This is a genomic window from Streptomyces sp. NPDC001415 (assembly GCF_053597395.1).
In genome coordinates this window covers 28,722-44,273 of record NZ_JBSFIE010000023.1, presented here as the reverse complement: position 1 = coordinate 44,273, position 15,552 = coordinate 28,722, and the positions used below count along the sequence as shown (strand labels likewise).

The window sequence follows — 15,552 nt, the reverse complement described above, 5'->3', positions numbered from 1 at the left end:
GACTGAGCCGATGACGCAGCGCGTGGATCTCGGGACCCTGCTCGACCGCTTGGCCGTCGACGAACTCATCACCGGATATGCGGCGGCCGTCGACGACGGGGACTGGACCGCCTACCGCGCCCTGTTCGCCGCCGACGGCCGCGCGGACTACCGCCCGGCGGGCGGCATCGAGGGCTCGGCCGAGGAGGTGGCCCGCTGGCTCGCGGAGACCATGCGGCTCTTCCCGGTCCGCCAGCACCTGATCGCCAACCGGCTGCTGACCCTGCAGGACCTCGGCGGTTATCCGGGCGACCGGGCCGAGCTGCGCGCCGACTACCTCAACCCGATGTGCTTCGGCGCCAACGGCGACGGCACCCCGCCCGCCCCCGACTTCGAGTCCGGCGGCCGCTACGCCTTCTCGCTGGTCCGTACGGACGCGGGCTGGCGGCTGAGGTCGGTGACCGTGCACGAGAAGTGGCGACGGATGTCGGGGGCGCTCGCCGGGGAATGAGCGGCGGGCGGGACGCGCCGGGCGCCGGGCCGTCTGTGCGCGGCGGTCCCTGACCTGCACACTGGCAGGAGAACCCAACTGATCACGGGGGCGGGCAAGGAGGCGCTGCATGCGGATTCCGGTCGGCCGTCACACACCGCGTCAAAGCGATGCCCGGTGGCGCGGGGCGGCCGCGGTGCTCGCCGGGGCGCTGCCCTCCCTCGCCTTCCCGGCGCCTTCGCTGTGGTGGTTCGCGTACGTCGCCCTGGTGCCCTGGCTGCTGCTTGTCCGCTCCGCTGGCAGCGCCCGGCGGGCGGCGCTCGACGGGTGGCTCGGCGGCGTCGGGTTCATGCTCGCGGTGCACCACTGGCTGCTGCCGAGCCTCAACGTCTTCATCGTGGTCCTGGCCGGGCTGCTCGGGCTGCTCTGGGCGCCGTGGGGCATCCTGGTGCGCGCGACGCTGGGCTGCGGGCCCTCGGTCCCGCGCGCGCTGACCGCCGTCGCGGTGGTGCCCTCGGGATGGCTGGTGGTGGAGCTCGTCCGGTCGTGGCAGGGGCTCGGCGGGCCGTGGGGGCTGCTCGGCGCGAGCCAGTGGGAGGTCGCTCCGGCGCTGCGGCTGATGTCGGTGGGCGGGGTGTGGCTGGTGAGCCTGCTCGTGGTGGCGGTCAACACCGCCGTCGTCCTCTGTGTGGCGCTCCCCCCTGTACGTATCGCCATGGTGTCCGTCCTGGTGGTGTGCGCCCTCACCACCGGGGCCGTGTGGATGTGGGCGCCGCACATGGAGCGGGACGGCCGGATCAGGGTCGCCGTGGTGCAGCCCGGCGTGATCGAGAATGGTGACGTCCGGTTCGCCCGCAGCGAGGCGCTGACCCGTGCGCTGGCCGGGCAGCACGTGGACCTCGTCGTGTGGGGCGAGAGCAGCGTCGGACAGGATCTGGCGGCCCGCCCCGACCTGGCCGCTCGGATCGCGGCGCTCTCCAAGGACCTGGGCGCGGACATCCTGGTGAACGTGGACGCGCGCAGGTCCGACAAGCCGGGGATCTTCAAGAGTTCGGTCCTGGTGGGGCCCCGCGGCCCGACCGGGCAGCGCTACGACAAGATGCGGCTCGTGCCGTTCGGCGAGTACGTCCCGGCCCGTTCGCTGCTCGGCTGGGCGACCTCGGTCGGCAAGGCGGCCGGCGAGGACCGGCAGCGCGGCACGACGCCCGTGGTGATGACGCTGCCGGACGCGGTGCGGGTGGGGCCGCTGGTGTGCTTCGAGTCCGCGTTCCCCGACATGAGCCGCCATCTGGTGCGCGGGGGCGCCCAGTTGCTCATCGCGCAGTCGTCGACCTCGACGTTCCAGGACACCTGGGCGCCCGCCCAGCACGCCTCGCTTGCCGCGCTGCGCGCCGCCGAGACGGGCCGCCCGGCGGTCCATGCGACGCTGACCGGGATCAGCGCGGTCTACGGCCCCGACGGCGGCCGGATCGGCGCGTGGCTCCCCACCTCCGCCAGCACCTCGGCTGTCTACGACGTCCCGCTCGCCACCGGCACCACGCCCTATGTGCGGCTCGGCGACTGGGCGGTGTACTCGGCGCTCGCGGCGCTCGCCCTGTTCTGCGCGGCCGAAGGCGCGCGCGCTCTCAGGAAGCCTGCTCCAGGGCCTCCCGCACCACCCGCTCGCACAGCTCATGGGTCGCCAGCGCGTCCTGCGCGCTGATCGTCTTGCCCGCCCGTACGGCGTCGAGGAAGGCGTGGACGGACTGCTCGATGCCGCGCTGGCGGGCGACCGGCACCCAGTCGCCGCGGCGGCGCACGGTCGGCTGGCCCTTGTGGTCCACGACCTCGGCGAGGTTGAGGACCTGGCGCTTGGTGTCCTGCCCGGAGACCTCCAGGATCTCCTCGGCGGACCCGCTCATCCGGTTCATGGTGCCGATCGCGGTGAAGCCGTCGCCGGAGAGCTGGAGGACCACGTGCTCCAGCAGCCCGCGGCGGACCCGGGCCCGTACGACGGTGTGATCGATCGGTCCCGGCGCGAGGAAGCGCAGTGTGTCCACGACGTGGATGAAGTCGTCGAGCACCAGGGTGCGCGGGTCCTCGGGAAGCCCGACGCGGTTCTTCTGCATGAGGATCAGCTCGCGCGGATGGTCGGCGCACTGGGCGTAGCCGGGCGCGAGCCGCCGGTTGAAGCCGACGGCGAGGCTGACGCCGCGCTCCTCGGCGAGCGCCACCAGGTGCTCGGACTCGGCGAGTTCGTACGCCAGTGGCTTGTCGACATAGGTCGGCACGCCCGCTTCGAGCAGCCGGGCCACGATCGCCGGGTGCACCTCGGTCGGCGCGTGCACGAACGCCGCGTCGAGGTCCTGCGCGAGCAGCGCGTCGAGGTCGGTGTGGCACTGCGCGGCCGGGATGCGGTGGGTGTCGGCCACCTTCGCGAGGGTGGCCGGGGTGCGGGTCTGCAGATGCAGTTCCGTGCCCGGCAGCATGGTCAGAACTGGCAGATAGGCCTTCTGCGCGATGTCCCCGAGTCCGATGCATCCGACCTTCACGGGGTCTCCTGTCGCCGAGCGGTGTCCTGCTTCCTTGCCTGGTCAGCATACGTGCGCACGGGTGGCTGCCAGGTGGCGATGTCCGCGAAGGAGCGGAGCGCGACAGCGGGGCCGAGGGCGGAGACCGCGCTGATCAGGGCGTTGCGGACCGCGATGCCTGCCGGGTTGCGCAGCATGTTGAGCCGTGCGGTCCGCTCCGCCTTGCGGACGATGCCCATGGTGCGGGGCAGCCGCTCGGCGCTGTAGTGGGCGAGGCCGGTGGCGAGACCTCCGTACGGATCCGCGTGGTGGGCGAGGACGATGGCGTCCTCGATGGCCTGGTTGCCGCCCTGGCCCAGCGTCGGCGCCATGGCGTGGGCGGCGTCGCCGATGAGGGCGACCCGGCCGCGGTGGTAGGCGGGCAGCGCCTCGGCGATCCGGTGGACGTCGTTGCGCAGCACCGGGACGCCCTCGGCTGCTTCGAGGACGGCCGGGATCGGATCGTGCCAGGCGCCGAACAGCTTGTGCAGTTCGGCGAGTTCACCGTCGGGGGCTTGTCCGCCCTGTGGGGCCCTGGCCGCCGCGTAGGCGTAGACGCGGCCGTCCTTCAGCGGCTGGGTGCCCCAGATGCGGCCGGGCCCCCAGGTCTCGTGCGGAGCGAAGGGCCGGCCGTGGCCTGGCACCACGACGCGCCAGGTGGTGAATCCGGAGTAAGCGGTGCCGGGGTGGGCGGGGAACAGGGCCTTGCGCAGAGCGGAGTTGATGCCGTCGGCGCCGACGACCAGGTCCGCCTCGATGTCCCCGTCGGCGGTGCGTACCACGGCGGGGCGGTCGGCGGCCCCGGGGTCGGCCAGTTCCGCCGACTCGCCGGTGCGCAGGGCCCCTTCGGGGAGCGCGGCGGCGAGGGTGTCGATCAGGGTCGCCCGGTGCAGCAGGACCATCGGGCCGCCGAAGGCCTTGGCCGCGGCCTGCGGGTCGGTGCGCGAGAGCCAGCGGCCGCTCGGGGTGCGCAGGCCGCCCTCCCCCTGCCAGGCGGCGAGCGCCCTGATGGCGTCGCCGAGGCCGATGACGTCGAGGGCCCGCTGGGCGTTGGGAGCGAGGCCGATCCCCGAGCCGACCGGCTTCAGCTCCGCCGCCCGCTCCAGGACGGTGACCCGCCAGCCCCGCCGTACCAGGGCCACGGCGGCGGTGAGCCCGCCGATTCCGCCGCCCACGACCACCGCGCGAGGTGCCCCGTTGCCGCTGCATCCGTCCATGACGCCCCCTGTCGACTACGCCTGTAGTGAGAAGCTCACGGTACTACAGCCGTAGTGCACGGGATAGATTGATCCCATGGCCGCACGCACCCCGGGCACCTCGCGTGCCGAACTCATCGCCGACACGGCGCTCGCCCTGCTCACCGAGCGGGGCATGCGCGGGCTCACCCACCGGGCCGTCGACGAACTGGCGGGGCTGCCTCAGGGCTCGACCTCCAACCAGGCGCGGACCCGCCGGGCGCTGCTCGAAGCGGCGGTCAGGCGGCTGGCCGAGCGCGAGGCCAAGGTGCTGGTCCCGGCCGAGATGCCGGCGCCGGGGAGCGGTCTCGACGGCCTGGCCGGCGCGTTGGCCCTGGCCCTGCACCGCTATCTCACCGGCCACCGCGAACTGCTCGTATCCCGCTACGAGTTGGCCCTGGAGGCGACCCGGCGACCGGAGCTGCGCGCGTACTACGACGCGGCCGGGCGGCAGTTCAGGGCGCCGCTCGTGGCGCTGATGAAGGCCGCCGGGTCAGGCGCGCCCGAACGCCACGCCCTCTGCCTGATCTCGTTCAGCGAAGGCCTGATGTTCTCCTGCGTGGCCGGTTCCTACCATGCCGAGGTGCCGTCGGAGCCGGAGATCCGCCGCGGCTTCACCGAGCTGCTGCGCGGGATGCTGACCGGGCCGCCGCTCGGATAACCGTTGGCCGCGGGCCGAGGCCGTCGGCCAGGATGACGGCATGACGACCTCCGAAGTACCTCCGGCCCAGAAGACCGAGACGACCGAGCCGGACGAGCGCAACGAGCCCGCGTTGGACGCGACCGAGCGGGCGATGCTCGACGGCTGGCTGGAGTACCACCGCCGAACGCTGGTCTGGAAGTGCTCCGGGCTCACCGACGAGCAGCTCAAGCGGGCCGCCGTGCCGAGCTCGACGCTCACCCTGCTCGGACTGCTGCGCCACCTGACCGAGGTCGAACGCTGGTGGTTCACCACGGTGTTCGGCGGCGAGCCCGACAGTTGGGTGTACGGGACCGAGGAGGACCCGGACGGCGACTTCCACTTCGGCGCCGACGACACCTACGCGGATGCCCTGGCCACCTGGCGGCGCGAGGTCGCGACCGCCCGCTCGCACGCCGCCAAGCACGACCTGGACGATCTCAGCATCGGCACCGCCCGGGGCGGCCAGCACTTCAACCTCCGCTGGATCTACACCCACATGATCGAGGAGTACGCCCGCCACAACGGCCACGCCGACCTGATCCGCGAGGCGATCGACGGCTCGACGGGCGAGTGAGCCCCAGGGAAACACCGGGGCAGCCGGGTACACCGGGGCGTGCCCGGGTCACTCGTGCGGGCCATTGTGGGCCCGCACGGTCGCCCAACTCCCGCCGCAGCCAGCAGAGTTGCCTGATGCACCGAACCAGGAACGCGCTGAAGCTCATGACGGCCCTGGCGGCCCTCACCGTCTGCGGATGCGTCTCGGGCTGTGTCTCCGTCGACGCCCGGACCACGCCCGCCCAGCGACCCGCCCCACCCACCCGGCAGCAGGGCGAGGTCGCCCCGCAGGTCGTCCAGGCCCCGGCCCGCGAGGCCCTGGACACGCTCACACCCCCGGACGCCCCCTCCCCCTCCCTTCCCCCTTCGCCGACACCGCCGCCGAAGGCGGAGCATCGGGACGCGCCCCGCCCTCACCACCGTCCCCGGGCCGAGCAGCCCAGGCATCACACCGCCGCTCCCAGGAAGCAGCACCCCCGGCCCGCCCCGGCGCCGCCCGCCGCGGGCGGCATCTGCGCACTGGGCCAGGGCTACGGCGGCTGGCAGGCGGACAGCCCGGAGGCACGCATCTGCCGTGAGGCCTATGGCAATTGACGGCCCGTCATACGGCGTCCAGCTGTCTCTCAAGCCGCCGCACCGCCTCGCGGATGTCGTTCCCGTACGCGTCGTCGGACAGTGCGTCCAGGGCGGCGTGGGCCCGGTCGAGGTGGAGCCGGGCCTCCTGGGGGCGGTGCAGCTTCATGTAGTCGGCGGCGAGGTTGAGGTGGAGCGAGGGGTAGAAGGCCCGCACCGCGAGCCAGGCGTGGTGCTCGGTGAGGCGCTCCTGGCTCAGGCCGTCGGCCGCCGCCAACGCCCTGAGATCCCAGGCCAGTTCGTCCCCCGCATCGTCCTGGGCGTCCGCCATGTAGTGGGCCAGGGTGCAGCGGTGGAGCGCGTCGCCGTCCTCGCCGATCTCCGTCCACAGGGCGCCGAAGCGGTTGCGGGCCTCCTCGCGGTCCCCGCCGTGCAGCAGCATCATCGCTTGCCCGATCCGGGTCATCACGATGTCCCCCGGGGCTTCCTGCATGTCCGTCACCGCTGTCTCCACCAGTCGTCCAGTCGTCACGAAAAGCCGAACGACTCCGAAGCTAGCGGCCACCACTGACAATCGGCCTCAGGCTCGGGCGGGGTCCCGGGCCTGTCAGCCGGACGCCGTCACAACGCCCGGCCACCCCCTTGACCGATCCGCCTCAGCCCAGGTTCGGCACGCGCCAGTCGATCGGGGCGTGGCCCTGCGCCGCGACCGCCTCGTTGATCTGCGTGAACGGGTGCGAGCCGAAGAACTTCTTGGCCGAGAGCGGCGAGGGGTGGGCGCCCTTGACCACGACGTGGCGCTCCTCGTCGATCAGCGGGAGCTTCTTCTGCGCGTAGTTGCCCCACAGCACGAAGACCGCCGGGTCGGGCCGCGAGGCGACCGCGCGGATCACCGCGTCGGTGAACTTCTCCCAGCCCTTGCCCTTGTGCGAGTTGGCCTCGCCGGCACGCACGGTGAGCACCGCGTTGAGCAGCAGCACGCCCTGCTCGGCCCATGGCATCAGATAGCCGTTGTCGGGGATGTCCAGGCCGAGCTCGTCGCGCATCTCCTTGTAGATGTTGCGCAGCGACGGCGGCGTCTTGACACCGGGCCGCACCGAGAAGCACAGGCCGTGCCCCTGGCCCTCGCCGTGGTAGGGGTCCTGGCCGAGGATCAGGACCTTCACCTTCTCGTACGGCGTCGCGTCCAGGGCCGCGAAGACCTCCTCGCGGGGCGGGAAGACGCGGCCCTTCGCCCGCTCCTCCTCGACGAACGCGGTGAGCTCCTTGAAGTACGGCTTCTGGAGCTCCTCGCCGAGGACGCCCTGCCAGGATTCGGGCAGCATGGCGATATCGGTCACGTCAACAACCTCCGTGGGACATTCGGTTACCGCACTCTCGTTGCGGATTTCCGAACCTACCCCCAGGCACTGACAACGCCGTCCGCGCCCGCTCCTACCAGCTGGTCTTGCGGTGCAGCTCCCACATCTGCATGACGGTCTGCGGGTCCATGGCGCGCTCGCCGCCCGCGATGTCGTCGCTCGCCGCGATGTAGAGCTTGCCCTGCCACAGGGGCAGCAGCCGTACGTCGTCGACGAGGATGTCCTGGGCGCGTTCGAACTGCTTGCTCACCGCGCCCCGGTCGGAGATCTCGCGGGACTGCGGGATCAGCTGCGTGGTGATCTCGCGCGGATCGTAGGGCGTGCCGACCGCGTTCTCCTTGCCGACGAACGGCGCGATGAAGTTGTCCGGGTCGGGGAAGTCGGGGAACCAGCCGCGTCCGAAGACGGGGAAGTCGCCGGCCTGGAAGCCCTCGGTGTACGTCTTCCAGGGGCGGCTGTTGAGCGTGACGCTGAACAGCCCGGAGGCGTCGAGCTGGCGCTTGAGTTCCTGGAACTCCGCCGCCATGGAGGAGCCGTAGCGGTCGGTGGTGTACCAGAAGGTGAGCGGGACCGGGGCGGTGATGCCGGCCTTGCGCAGGATCTGCCTCGCCTTGTCGACGCTGGGCGAGCCGAAGGCGTCGAAGAAGCTGGTGGTGTGCCCGTTCACGCCGGTCGGGACCATCGAGTACAGCGGCTCGGCGGTGCCCTTGTAGACCTTCGCGACGAGGGCGTCGCGGTCGACGAGCTGGGCGACCGCCCGGCGTACCGCCGGGTTCGCGGCCTCGGGGTCCTTGGGGTTGAACACCAGGAAGCGGATCTCGGTGCCGGTGTTCTCGACGAGCTCCAGCGGCTTGCCCGCGGCCTTCTCGTTGCGTACGTCCTCGACCTCGTCGGCGGTGATGCCGCGGTAGGTGACGTCGATCTGCTTGCTCTTGAGGGCGTCCACCATGGTCTTGGAGTCGCGGAAGTAGCGGATGGTGACGCCGTCGTTCTTGAGCTGCGCGAAGCCCTGGTAGCTGTCGTTCTTCTTCAGGACCGCGCGGTCGCCCGGCTTGTACGAGTCGAGCGTGTACGGGCCCGAGCCGGTGAGCCCGCCGTCGTCGCGGAGCTTGTCGGCCGGGTAGGCCTTGGGGTCCACGATCGACATGGCGGGCGCGCCGAGCACGTACGGGAAGGTCGCGTCCGGCTTGTTGAGGTGGAAGGTGACGGTCAGGTCGTTGTCGACGGTGACGTGGTCCAGGCTGCTGAGCAGCCCCTTGGGGCCCGCCTTCACATTGATCTTCACGATGCGGTCGATGGAGTACTTGACGGCGTTCGCGTCGAGCCTGGCTCCGTCGGAGAAGGTCATTCCCTTGCGCAATGTGCAGGTGAACGTGCGGCTCGACTTGTCCTGGAACTGGCAGGACTGCGCGGCGTCGGGCTGCGGGGAGCTGCTGCCGGTCGGGAAGGCCACCAGGGTCTGGAAGACATTCCGGTACAACTCCCACGATCCGTCCCAGGACGCGGCCGGGTCGAGTGTGCTCGGTTCGCTCGTCGTCCCCACTGTGATCTCCTGCTGCGCCTGAGAACTGCCCCCCGAGAGCAGTCCGCAGCCACCGAGCAGGGATATGGACGCAAGGGCCGCCATGGTGCGCCGGCAGATGGTCCGTTTGAACACGTGCACGCTCCTCGATCGGCCATGGGTCGGCAGACCATACCGCAGTGCCCCGCTGATTCGACCGACCGTCTCAGCAGGGCACTTTGGAATATTCAGGAGCAAATCCGCTCAGTGTTCGCGGACTCCTTCGCGTCAGTGCACTCCGGCGTTCAGGAACAGCCCGCCGTCGACGACCAGCGTCTGTCCGGTGACCCAGTCCGACTGCTCGGAGGTGAGGAAGGCGGCCGCGCCGCCGATGTCGGCGGGCACGCCGAGCCGGCCCAGCGGATAGGCGGCGGCCGCCTCCGCCTCGCGGCCCTCGTAGAGCGCCTGGGCGAACTTGGTCTTGATCACGGCCGGGGCGATCGCGTTGACCCGGACCACCGGCGCGAACTCGTGCGCCAGCTGGAGGGTCAGATTGACCATGGCCGCCTTGCTCATGCCGTACGCGCCGATGAAGGGCGAGGCGGAGACGCCGGCGATGGAGGCGATGTTGACGATCGCGCCGCCGTTGTCCTTCTGCCAGGCCTTCCAGGTCTGCTGCGCGAAGCCGAGCGCGGAGATCACGTTCGTCTCGTACACCTTGCGCGCGACGTTCAGGTCGAGCTCGGCGATCGGGCCGAACACCGGGTTCGTGCCGGCGTTGTTGACCAGGAAGTCGACCCGGCCGAAGGCCTCCATGGTGCGCTCGACGACGGTGGCCTGGTGGGCCTCGTCGGCGGCCTTGCCCGCGACCGCGATGACCCGGTCGGAGCCGAGCTTCTCGACGGCCTCCTTGAGGGCGTCCTCGCCGCGTCCGGTGATGCACACCCGGTCGCCGCGGGCGACGAGCGCCTCGGCGATGCCGTAGCCGATGCCGCGGCTGGCTCCGGTGACCAGGGCCACCTTGCCCGACAGTTCAGGAAGTTCAGTCATGTCCCTTGCCCCTGGCCTTAGTTGAGCGGTCCGCCGGCCACGTACATGACCTGTCCGGAGACGAATCCGGCGGCGTCGCCCGAGAAGAAGGCGATCGCGTTGGCGATGTCCTCGGGGAAGCCGACGCGCTGGACGGGGATCTGGGTGGCGGCCGCTGCCTGGAACTCCTCGAAGCCCATGCCGACCCGGGCGGCGGTCTGCGCGGTCATCTCGGTGACGATGAAGCCGGGGGCGACCGCGTTGGCGGTGATGCCGAACTTGCCGAGCTCCTTGGCGAGGGTCTTGGTGAAGCCCTGCAGGCCGGCCTTGACGGCGGAGTAGTTGGCCTGGCCGCGGTTGCCGAGGGCGGAGGACGAGGAGAGCGAGACGATGCGGCCCCACTTGGCATCCACCATGTGCTTCTGACAGGCCTTGGCCATCAGGAACGCGCCCTTGAGGTGCACGTTCATCACGGTGTCCCAGTCCGACTCGCTCATCTTGAAGAGGAGGTTGTCGCGCAGCACGCCCGCGTTGTTGACGAGGATGGTCGGCGCGCCGAGCTCGGCCGCGACGCGCTCGACGGCCGCCTCCACCTGGGCGCTGTCCGACACGTCGCAGCCGACGGCGATGGCCCGGCCGCCCGCCGCGGTGATCTTGTCGACGGTGTCCTTGCAGGCCGCCTCGTCGAGGTCGAGTACGGCGACGGCCCGGCCCTCGGCCGCAAGCCGGACGGCGGTCGCGGCGCCAATGCCCCGCGCCGCCCCGGTCACGATGGCGACACGCTGCTCGGTGGTGGACATGCTGTTCTCCTCGCCCTGGGATCCGCGGCCCTCAGTCACTGAGCAACCGCTTAGTAGCTTCAGCAGTCGAGACGCTAGAAGCCCTGGCACCCGGTGTCAACGGCCCACGGATCCCCCGGCGCATGTCACACCCCTGCCGGGGCGGAATTCAGCGCACCAGGAGGTCGAGCAGCCGCTCGGCCTCGGCCGCCGGATCGGCGGTCAGGCCGGTGTGCACCGGGCCCGGCTGGACGACCGTGGAGCGCGGCGCGATCAGCCAGCGGAAGCGGCGGCCGGCGTCGTCGCCCGCCGCCTGTCCGGCCCCCTCGCCGCCGCCGCAGACACCCTCGACGGCGCGCAGCGCGGCCCGTACGCCCACGACGTCGGCGGCCGGGTCGAGCGCCTTCAGCTTCGCCTCGTCCAGATGCGTGCGTGCCGCGACGAAGGAGCGGGCGCGGCAGTAGACCAGCACACCCGCGTTGAAACACTCACCGCGCTCGACGCGTGGCACCACGCGCAGCAGCGCGTACTCGAAGACATCGCGCTTGCTCAACGTTCGGCATCCTTCTCGGGGCTCTTGCTGTTCTGGGTGTTCTTGGTGGGGTGCGGCCACGGCTTGGCGGGCTCGGTCAGCCAGCCGGGGGCCTGCGAGGGCTTGGCCGCGGTGGGGGCGTCCAGCGTGATCCGCTCGTGGATCGTCGCGGCGCGGGCGAGCAGCGGCTCGACGTAGGCGCGGCGCAGCGCGTCGGTACTGTCGAATCCGGGCTCGTCGACCAGCCACTCGCAGGGCACCAGGGCCGCGACCTCGGTCAGGAGCTCCTCGGTGACCAGGGGCGCGAGCTCCGCGGCAGCGGCGGCGACGTCGGGGCCGAACGGCGCGAGCGCGTGGTCGGAGGCGTTGTACGGCTTGGCCGCGGAGGCCGCGGCACCGGGCCAGTTGTGGTGCCAGATCATCGTGGCGCCGTGGTCGATGAGCCACAGGTCGCCGTGCCACACCAGCATGTTGGGGTTGCGCCACGACCGGTCGACGTTGTTGATCAGCGCGTCGAACCAGACGACCTTCCCTGCCTCGGCCGCGTCCACCTGGTAGGCGAGCGGGTCGAAGCCGAGCGAGCCCGGCAGGTAGTCCATCCCGAGGTTGAGGCCGCCACTCGCCTTCAGGAGTTCCTGCACCTCCTGGTCGGGCTCGGACAGGCCGATGACCGGGTCGAGCTGGATGGTGACCAGTTCCGGGACGCGCAGCCCGAGGCGCCGGCCGAGTTCGCCGCAGATGACCTCGGCGACGAGCGTCTTGCGGCCCTGGCCGGCGCCGGTGAACTTCATGACATACGTTCCGAAATCGTCCGCCTCGACGATCCCCGGAAGCGATCCGCCCTCACGCAACGGCGTGACGTACCGGGTCGCGACGACCTCATTCAACATTTTCGGCATGAAGTGAGCATAGTGACGATCCCGAGGGCCGCCTCAGCCCCTGCAGGGCTCGGTGGGCTCAGTGGAGGCAGAGGCAGAACGGATGGCCGGCCGGGTCCGCGTAGACCCGCCAGTTGGCCTCTGGGCGAAGCTGGTCCGTCCGCTCAAGGACGGTCGCGCCGAGAGCGAGCGCCCGCTTCTCCTCCCCTTCCAAGTCGTCGACGTCGAAGTCCAGATGGAGCTGCTGCGGGTGCTGCTGGCCGGGCCATTCGGGCGGCCGGTAGCCGTCCACCCGCTGGCAGGCCAGCGGCGTTCCCTCGAACCCGTGCACCTCGACCCAGTCGGAATCCCCCGGGTCCGCGACCACCCGGCCACCGAGCAGTTCCGCGTAGAACTCCGCGAGCCGTACCGGATCGGCGCAGTCCAGCGCGACCGCCTGCAGCTTTCGAATCACTTCCGACACCCCTCGTCCCTGGACGGTTTCAGCGACTCCCCCGCACGGGAGGGGCCGCACCCGCTGCCGCGGCGGGCATGCGCAACCGTACGCCGTTCCTCGGCCGTGCCGCGGCGGGGCAACTGGCGATTGGCGCTGGGCGGTACCGCGACTGGACTTGGACACAGGTTCCGAGAACCGAGCGGATCGCTGAACGCCCCGCGCGCCTCTCCCGTACACCCTCACGCAGCTACGCGTCATACATCGAGAGGACAGTCAGCATGAGCACCGAATCGCAGTCCGTACCCGTGCAGGTACCGGCGCGCCGCACCGTCATCGCGTGTGTCGGCGCGGCCGGGATCGCCGCCGCGCTGACCGCGTGCGGGGGCGGCTCGGACAACGCGGGCGCCGACGACGCCAAGCCCGCCGGGGGCGGCGGCAAGGACGCCGGGGGTGTACTCGGCAGGACGTCGGACATACCGCAGGGCGGCGGGAAGATCTTCGCCGCGCAGGGCGTCGTGGTCACCCAGCCGACCGCGGGCCAGTTCAAGGCGTTCTCGGCGAAGTGCACGCATCAGGGCTGCGCCGTGTCGTCGGTGTCGGGCGGAACCATCAACTGCCCTTGTCACGGCAGCAAGTTCGACGTCGCGGACGGCAGCGTCAAGGGCGGCCCCGCGCCGTCCCCGCTGCCCGCCGCCGCGATCTCCGTCGAGGGAGGTTCGATCAAGCTCGCGTGACGCGGCGGGCCACCTTGAGACAGCCCAGGATGTCGTCGGTGGCGGCCACCGTGGCGACCAGGGCGAGGGTGTTGCGGATCATCGCGGGGGTGTAGTCGGCCGGCACCCCCGCGATCGCGTCCGCCGCGACCACCACCGTGTAGCCGAGGTTGACGGCGTCGAAGACCGCGTTGGGGATGGCCACGTTGGCCGAGACGCCGGTGACGACGAGGGTGCGGCAGCCCAGGTTGCGGAGCAGCGGGTCCACGTCCGTGCCGGCCACGGGCGACAGGCCGTGCAGGCGGCGTACGACGATGTCCTCGTCGGCCACCTCGATCGGCTCGGCGATCCGCACCGCCCGCGAGCCGGAGTACTGCTGCACGGGCAGCCGTTCGGCGGCCCGGAACAGCCGCGCGTTGCGGTTGGACCCGCGCCCGTCGGGGCGGCGCTCCGCGACCGCGTGCAGCACCTGGACACCCACCTCGTGCGCGCCCGCCACAAGGCGGGCCACATTGCGCAGCGCCCCCGACTCCCTTGCCTCCTTGGCGAGTTCGGGCAGCGCGCTGTCCGCGCCGACCACGCCCTGCTGGCACTCGACGGTCATCAGGACCGTGGAGGCGGGGTCGAGCTGTTCCGCGAGGAGTTCCTTCGTCGCCATGGCGCGGGAGGCTAACCGCCATTGCGTTCCGGGGGAAGAGCGCGCCATGATTTCTGACGTACCGTCAGAATGCCTGTTCGGCATGCAACCGTGGAAGGGATGGCGCACATGGCCGCCACACAGCGCCGGGGTCACCGGATCATGATGACCGACCAGGAGCGCGACGCCTTCCTCGGCGAGCAGCGCACCTGCCGGGTCGCCACCGTCTCGGCGGACGGCAGCCCGCATGTCGCCCCGCTCTGGTACGTCTGGCACGGCGGCTCGCTCTGGCTGTACTCGATCACCCGCAGCCGCCGCTGGGCCCAGCTCGGCAAGGACCCGCGGGTCGCGGTGGTGGTGGACGACGGCACGGAGTACGGGGAACTGCGCGGGGTGGAGCTGAGCGGTCGCGTCGCGCCGGTCGGCGAGGCCCCGCGCACCGGGGAGCCGTGTCCTGAACTCGCCGATGTGGAGCGGCTGTTCGCGGCGAAGAACTTCGGCCTGGAGGAGATGGTCCACGACGGGCGGCACGCGTGGCTGCGGCTGACGCCGGACACCGTGGTGTCGTGGGACTTCCGCAAGCTGGGCGGCGAGTTCGGGCGGTAGTGGCCCCCGTCTGAACCGAGCGGGGGCGAGAGGCTCCAAGCCCTCAGAGCAGCCGCTCCCCCGCCGCCGCCAGCGCGTCGACCGCCGCCCGGATCGAGGGCCTGCGGTCGGCGTCGGCGCGCCACACCGCGTACACGTGGCGGCTCATCGCGTCGCGCACCGGAACCACCCGTACCCCGTCGGGGATCGGACCGCGGCCGAGGCGCGGGGCGATGCTGACCCCCAACCCGGCTTCCACCAGGGCGAGTTGGGTGGCGTGTTCGCGAGCCACATGGGCGATTTTCGGTTCGATGCCCTTGCCGCGCAGGGTGAACATCAGCCACTCGTTGCAGAACTCGCCCTCGGGCCAGGTGATCCACTCGTCGTCCGCGAACTCCTCCAGGTCCACCGCCTCGCGGTCGGCCAGCGGATGACCGGCGGACAGGGCGACGTCCGCGAGGTCGTCGAGGACCGCCCGCTTGGCGAGCCCGTCGGGCAGCGGCAGCGGCTTGTTGTACCAGTCGAGTACGAGCGCGAGGTCGAGGTCGCCGAGCAGCACGCCCCGCACCGACTCGTCGGCCTCCAGCTCGTCCGAGCGGACGGCGAGCCCCGGGTGCTCGGCGCGCAGCGAGGCGAGCGCGGCGGGGAACAGGCCGCGGGCGGCGGTCGCGAAGCCCGCGATCCTGAGTTCGCCGACGACCCGGCCGCGCTGGGCCTCCAACTCGGCCTGGGCGACCTGCACTTGGGACAGGATGCGGGCCGCGTGCTCGGCGAGCAGCCGGCCTGCGTCGGTGAGCCGCACGCCGCGCCCGTTCTTGGCGAGCAGCGGCTGGCCGGCCTCCCGCTCCAGCTTGGCGAGCTGCTGGGAGACGGCGGAGGTCGTCACGTGCAGGGTATCGGCCGCACCGCCCACCGAGCCGTGCCGGGCCACCGCGTCGAGGGTGCGCAGGCGCTCCAGATTCAACATGTAAGCGATGCTAACCGATTACCCGCATGGTTTCTCGCTTGTGCTACGTAGTTATCGGCCTCATCCTGGTC

19 protein-coding genes are annotated in these 15,552 nt (G+C 71.4%); 7 read left to right on the top strand and 12 right to left on the bottom strand.

All coding sequences use genetic code 11. The features are described 5' to 3' along the window. Positions 1 to 10: 10 nt before the first annotated feature. Complete coding sequence (locus ACWC2B_RS26460; RefSeq protein ID WP_450720713.1) at positions 11 to 490, top strand: nuclear transport factor 2 family protein; 480 nt, start codon at positions 11 to 13, stop codon at positions 488 to 490. A 109-nt stretch (positions 491 to 599) separates the two neighbouring features. Continuing rightward, positions 600 to 2,171, top strand: coding sequence for an apolipoprotein N-acyltransferase (gene lnt, locus ACWC2B_RS26455; protein ID WP_450720711.1), 1,572 nt, complete (start codon positions 600 to 602; stop codon positions 2,169 to 2,171). Here the strand turns inward: lnt and ACWC2B_RS26450 are convergent. Together ACWC2B_RS26450 and ACWC2B_RS26445 are read right to left on the bottom strand one after the other, a co-directional pair. Further along, positions 2,095 to 3,000: a Gfo/Idh/MocA family protein gene (locus ACWC2B_RS26450; protein WP_450720709.1), complete on the bottom strand. Its 906-nt coding sequence runs from the start codon at positions 2,998 to 3,000 to the stop codon at positions 2,095 to 2,097. The genes lnt and ACWC2B_RS26450 overlap by 77 nt on opposite strands. Next, entirely contained in the window at positions 2,997 to 4,235 is a 1,239-nt protein-coding gene (locus ACWC2B_RS26445) for an FAD-dependent oxidoreductase (RefSeq protein ID WP_450720707.1), read from the bottom strand. The genes ACWC2B_RS26450 and ACWC2B_RS26445 overlap by 4 nt, the downstream gene beginning before the upstream one ends. Before the next feature lie 76 nt (positions 4,236 to 4,311). Here ACWC2B_RS26445 and ACWC2B_RS26440 point away from each other — a divergent pair, with 76 nt between their 5' ends. From ACWC2B_RS26440 to ACWC2B_RS26430, 3 genes are all read left to right on the top strand, one after another. Then, on the top strand, positions 4,312 to 4,914 hold the full coding sequence (locus tag ACWC2B_RS26440; protein WP_450720705.1) for a TetR/AcrR family transcriptional regulator: 603 nt from the start codon (positions 4,312 to 4,314) through the stop codon (positions 4,912 to 4,914). Between the two features lie 40 nt (positions 4,915 to 4,954). Continuing rightward, positions 4,955 to 5,509 (top strand): DinB family protein, encoded by a 555-nt coding sequence (locus ACWC2B_RS26435; protein ID WP_450720703.1) that lies wholly within the window; start codon positions 4,955 to 4,957, stop codon positions 5,507 to 5,509. A 116-nt stretch (positions 5,510 to 5,625) separates the two neighbouring features. Then, on the top strand, positions 5,626 to 6,084 hold the full coding sequence (locus tag ACWC2B_RS26430) for a hypothetical protein (RefSeq protein ID WP_450720701.1): 459 nt from the start codon (positions 5,626 to 5,628) through the stop codon (positions 6,082 to 6,084). 7 nt (positions 6,085 to 6,091) lie between these two features. Here ACWC2B_RS26430 and ACWC2B_RS26425 read toward each other — a convergent pair whose 3' ends face one another. From ACWC2B_RS26425 to ACWC2B_RS26390, 8 genes are all read right to left on the bottom strand, one after another. Next, entirely contained in the window at positions 6,092 to 6,565 is a 474-nt protein-coding gene (locus ACWC2B_RS26425; RefSeq protein WP_450720829.1) for a hypothetical protein, read from the bottom strand. A gap of 154 nt (positions 6,566 to 6,719) precedes the next feature. After that, positions 6,720 to 7,403, bottom strand: coding sequence for a uracil-DNA glycosylase (locus ACWC2B_RS26420; RefSeq protein WP_450720699.1), 684 nt, complete (start codon positions 7,401 to 7,403; stop codon positions 6,720 to 6,722). A gap of 94 nt (positions 7,404 to 7,497) precedes the next feature. Continuing rightward, complete coding sequence (locus tag ACWC2B_RS26415) at positions 7,498 to 9,051, bottom strand: ABC transporter substrate-binding protein (RefSeq protein ID WP_450720827.1); 1,554 nt, start codon at positions 9,049 to 9,051, stop codon at positions 7,498 to 7,500. Positions 9,052 to 9,213: 162 nt separating this feature from the next. Next, complete coding sequence (locus ACWC2B_RS26410; RefSeq protein WP_450720697.1) at positions 9,214 to 9,975, bottom strand: SDR family oxidoreductase; 762 nt, start codon at positions 9,973 to 9,975, stop codon at positions 9,214 to 9,216. Between the two features lie 17 nt (positions 9,976 to 9,992). Further along, complete coding sequence (fabG, locus tag ACWC2B_RS26405) at positions 9,993 to 10,754, bottom strand: 3-oxoacyl-ACP reductase FabG (RefSeq protein ID WP_344373359.1); 762 nt, start codon at positions 10,752 to 10,754, stop codon at positions 9,993 to 9,995. Positions 10,755 to 10,902: 148 nt separating this feature from the next. Next, complete coding sequence (locus ACWC2B_RS26400; protein WP_450720695.1) at positions 10,903 to 11,286, bottom strand: DUF3037 domain-containing protein; 384 nt, start codon at positions 11,284 to 11,286, stop codon at positions 10,903 to 10,905. Continuing rightward, on the bottom strand, positions 11,283 to 12,155 hold the full coding sequence (locus ACWC2B_RS26395) for a HipA family kinase (RefSeq protein ID WP_450720825.1): 873 nt from the start codon (positions 12,153 to 12,155) through the stop codon (positions 11,283 to 11,285). The genes ACWC2B_RS26400 and ACWC2B_RS26395 overlap by 4 nt, the downstream gene beginning before the upstream one ends. 67 nt (positions 12,156 to 12,222) lie before the next feature. Further along, entirely contained in the window at positions 12,223 to 12,597 is a 375-nt protein-coding gene (locus ACWC2B_RS26390) for a VOC family protein (protein ID WP_450720693.1), read from the bottom strand. A gap of 260 nt (positions 12,598 to 12,857) precedes the next feature. On the opposite strand from ACWC2B_RS26390, the gene ACWC2B_RS26385 reads away from it, so the two are divergent. After that, a complete protein-coding gene (locus ACWC2B_RS26385) occupies positions 12,858 to 13,313 on the top strand; it encodes a Rieske (2Fe-2S) protein (protein WP_450720691.1) in 456 nt (151 codons plus the stop codon). On the opposite strand, the gene ACWC2B_RS26380 is transcribed toward ACWC2B_RS26385, so the two are convergent. Continuing rightward, a complete protein-coding gene (locus tag ACWC2B_RS26380) occupies positions 13,300 to 13,950 on the bottom strand; it encodes an isochorismatase family protein (protein ID WP_450720689.1) in 651 nt (216 codons plus the stop codon). The genes ACWC2B_RS26385 and ACWC2B_RS26380 overlap by 14 nt on opposite strands. A gap of 108 nt (positions 13,951 to 14,058) precedes the next feature. Here ACWC2B_RS26380 and ACWC2B_RS26375 point away from each other — a divergent pair, with 108 nt between their 5' ends. Beyond that, positions 14,059 to 14,535, top strand: a complete 477-nt coding sequence (locus ACWC2B_RS26375) for a pyridoxamine 5'-phosphate oxidase family protein (protein WP_450720687.1) — start codon at positions 14,059 to 14,061, stop codon at positions 14,533 to 14,535. Positions 14,536 to 14,578: 43 nt separating this feature from the next. Here ACWC2B_RS26375 and ACWC2B_RS26370 read toward each other — a convergent pair whose 3' ends face one another. Further along, complete coding sequence (locus ACWC2B_RS26370) at positions 14,579 to 15,481, bottom strand: LysR family transcriptional regulator (RefSeq protein ID WP_450720685.1); 903 nt, start codon at positions 15,479 to 15,481, stop codon at positions 14,579 to 14,581. Positions 15,482 to 15,552: the final 71 nt, after the last annotated feature.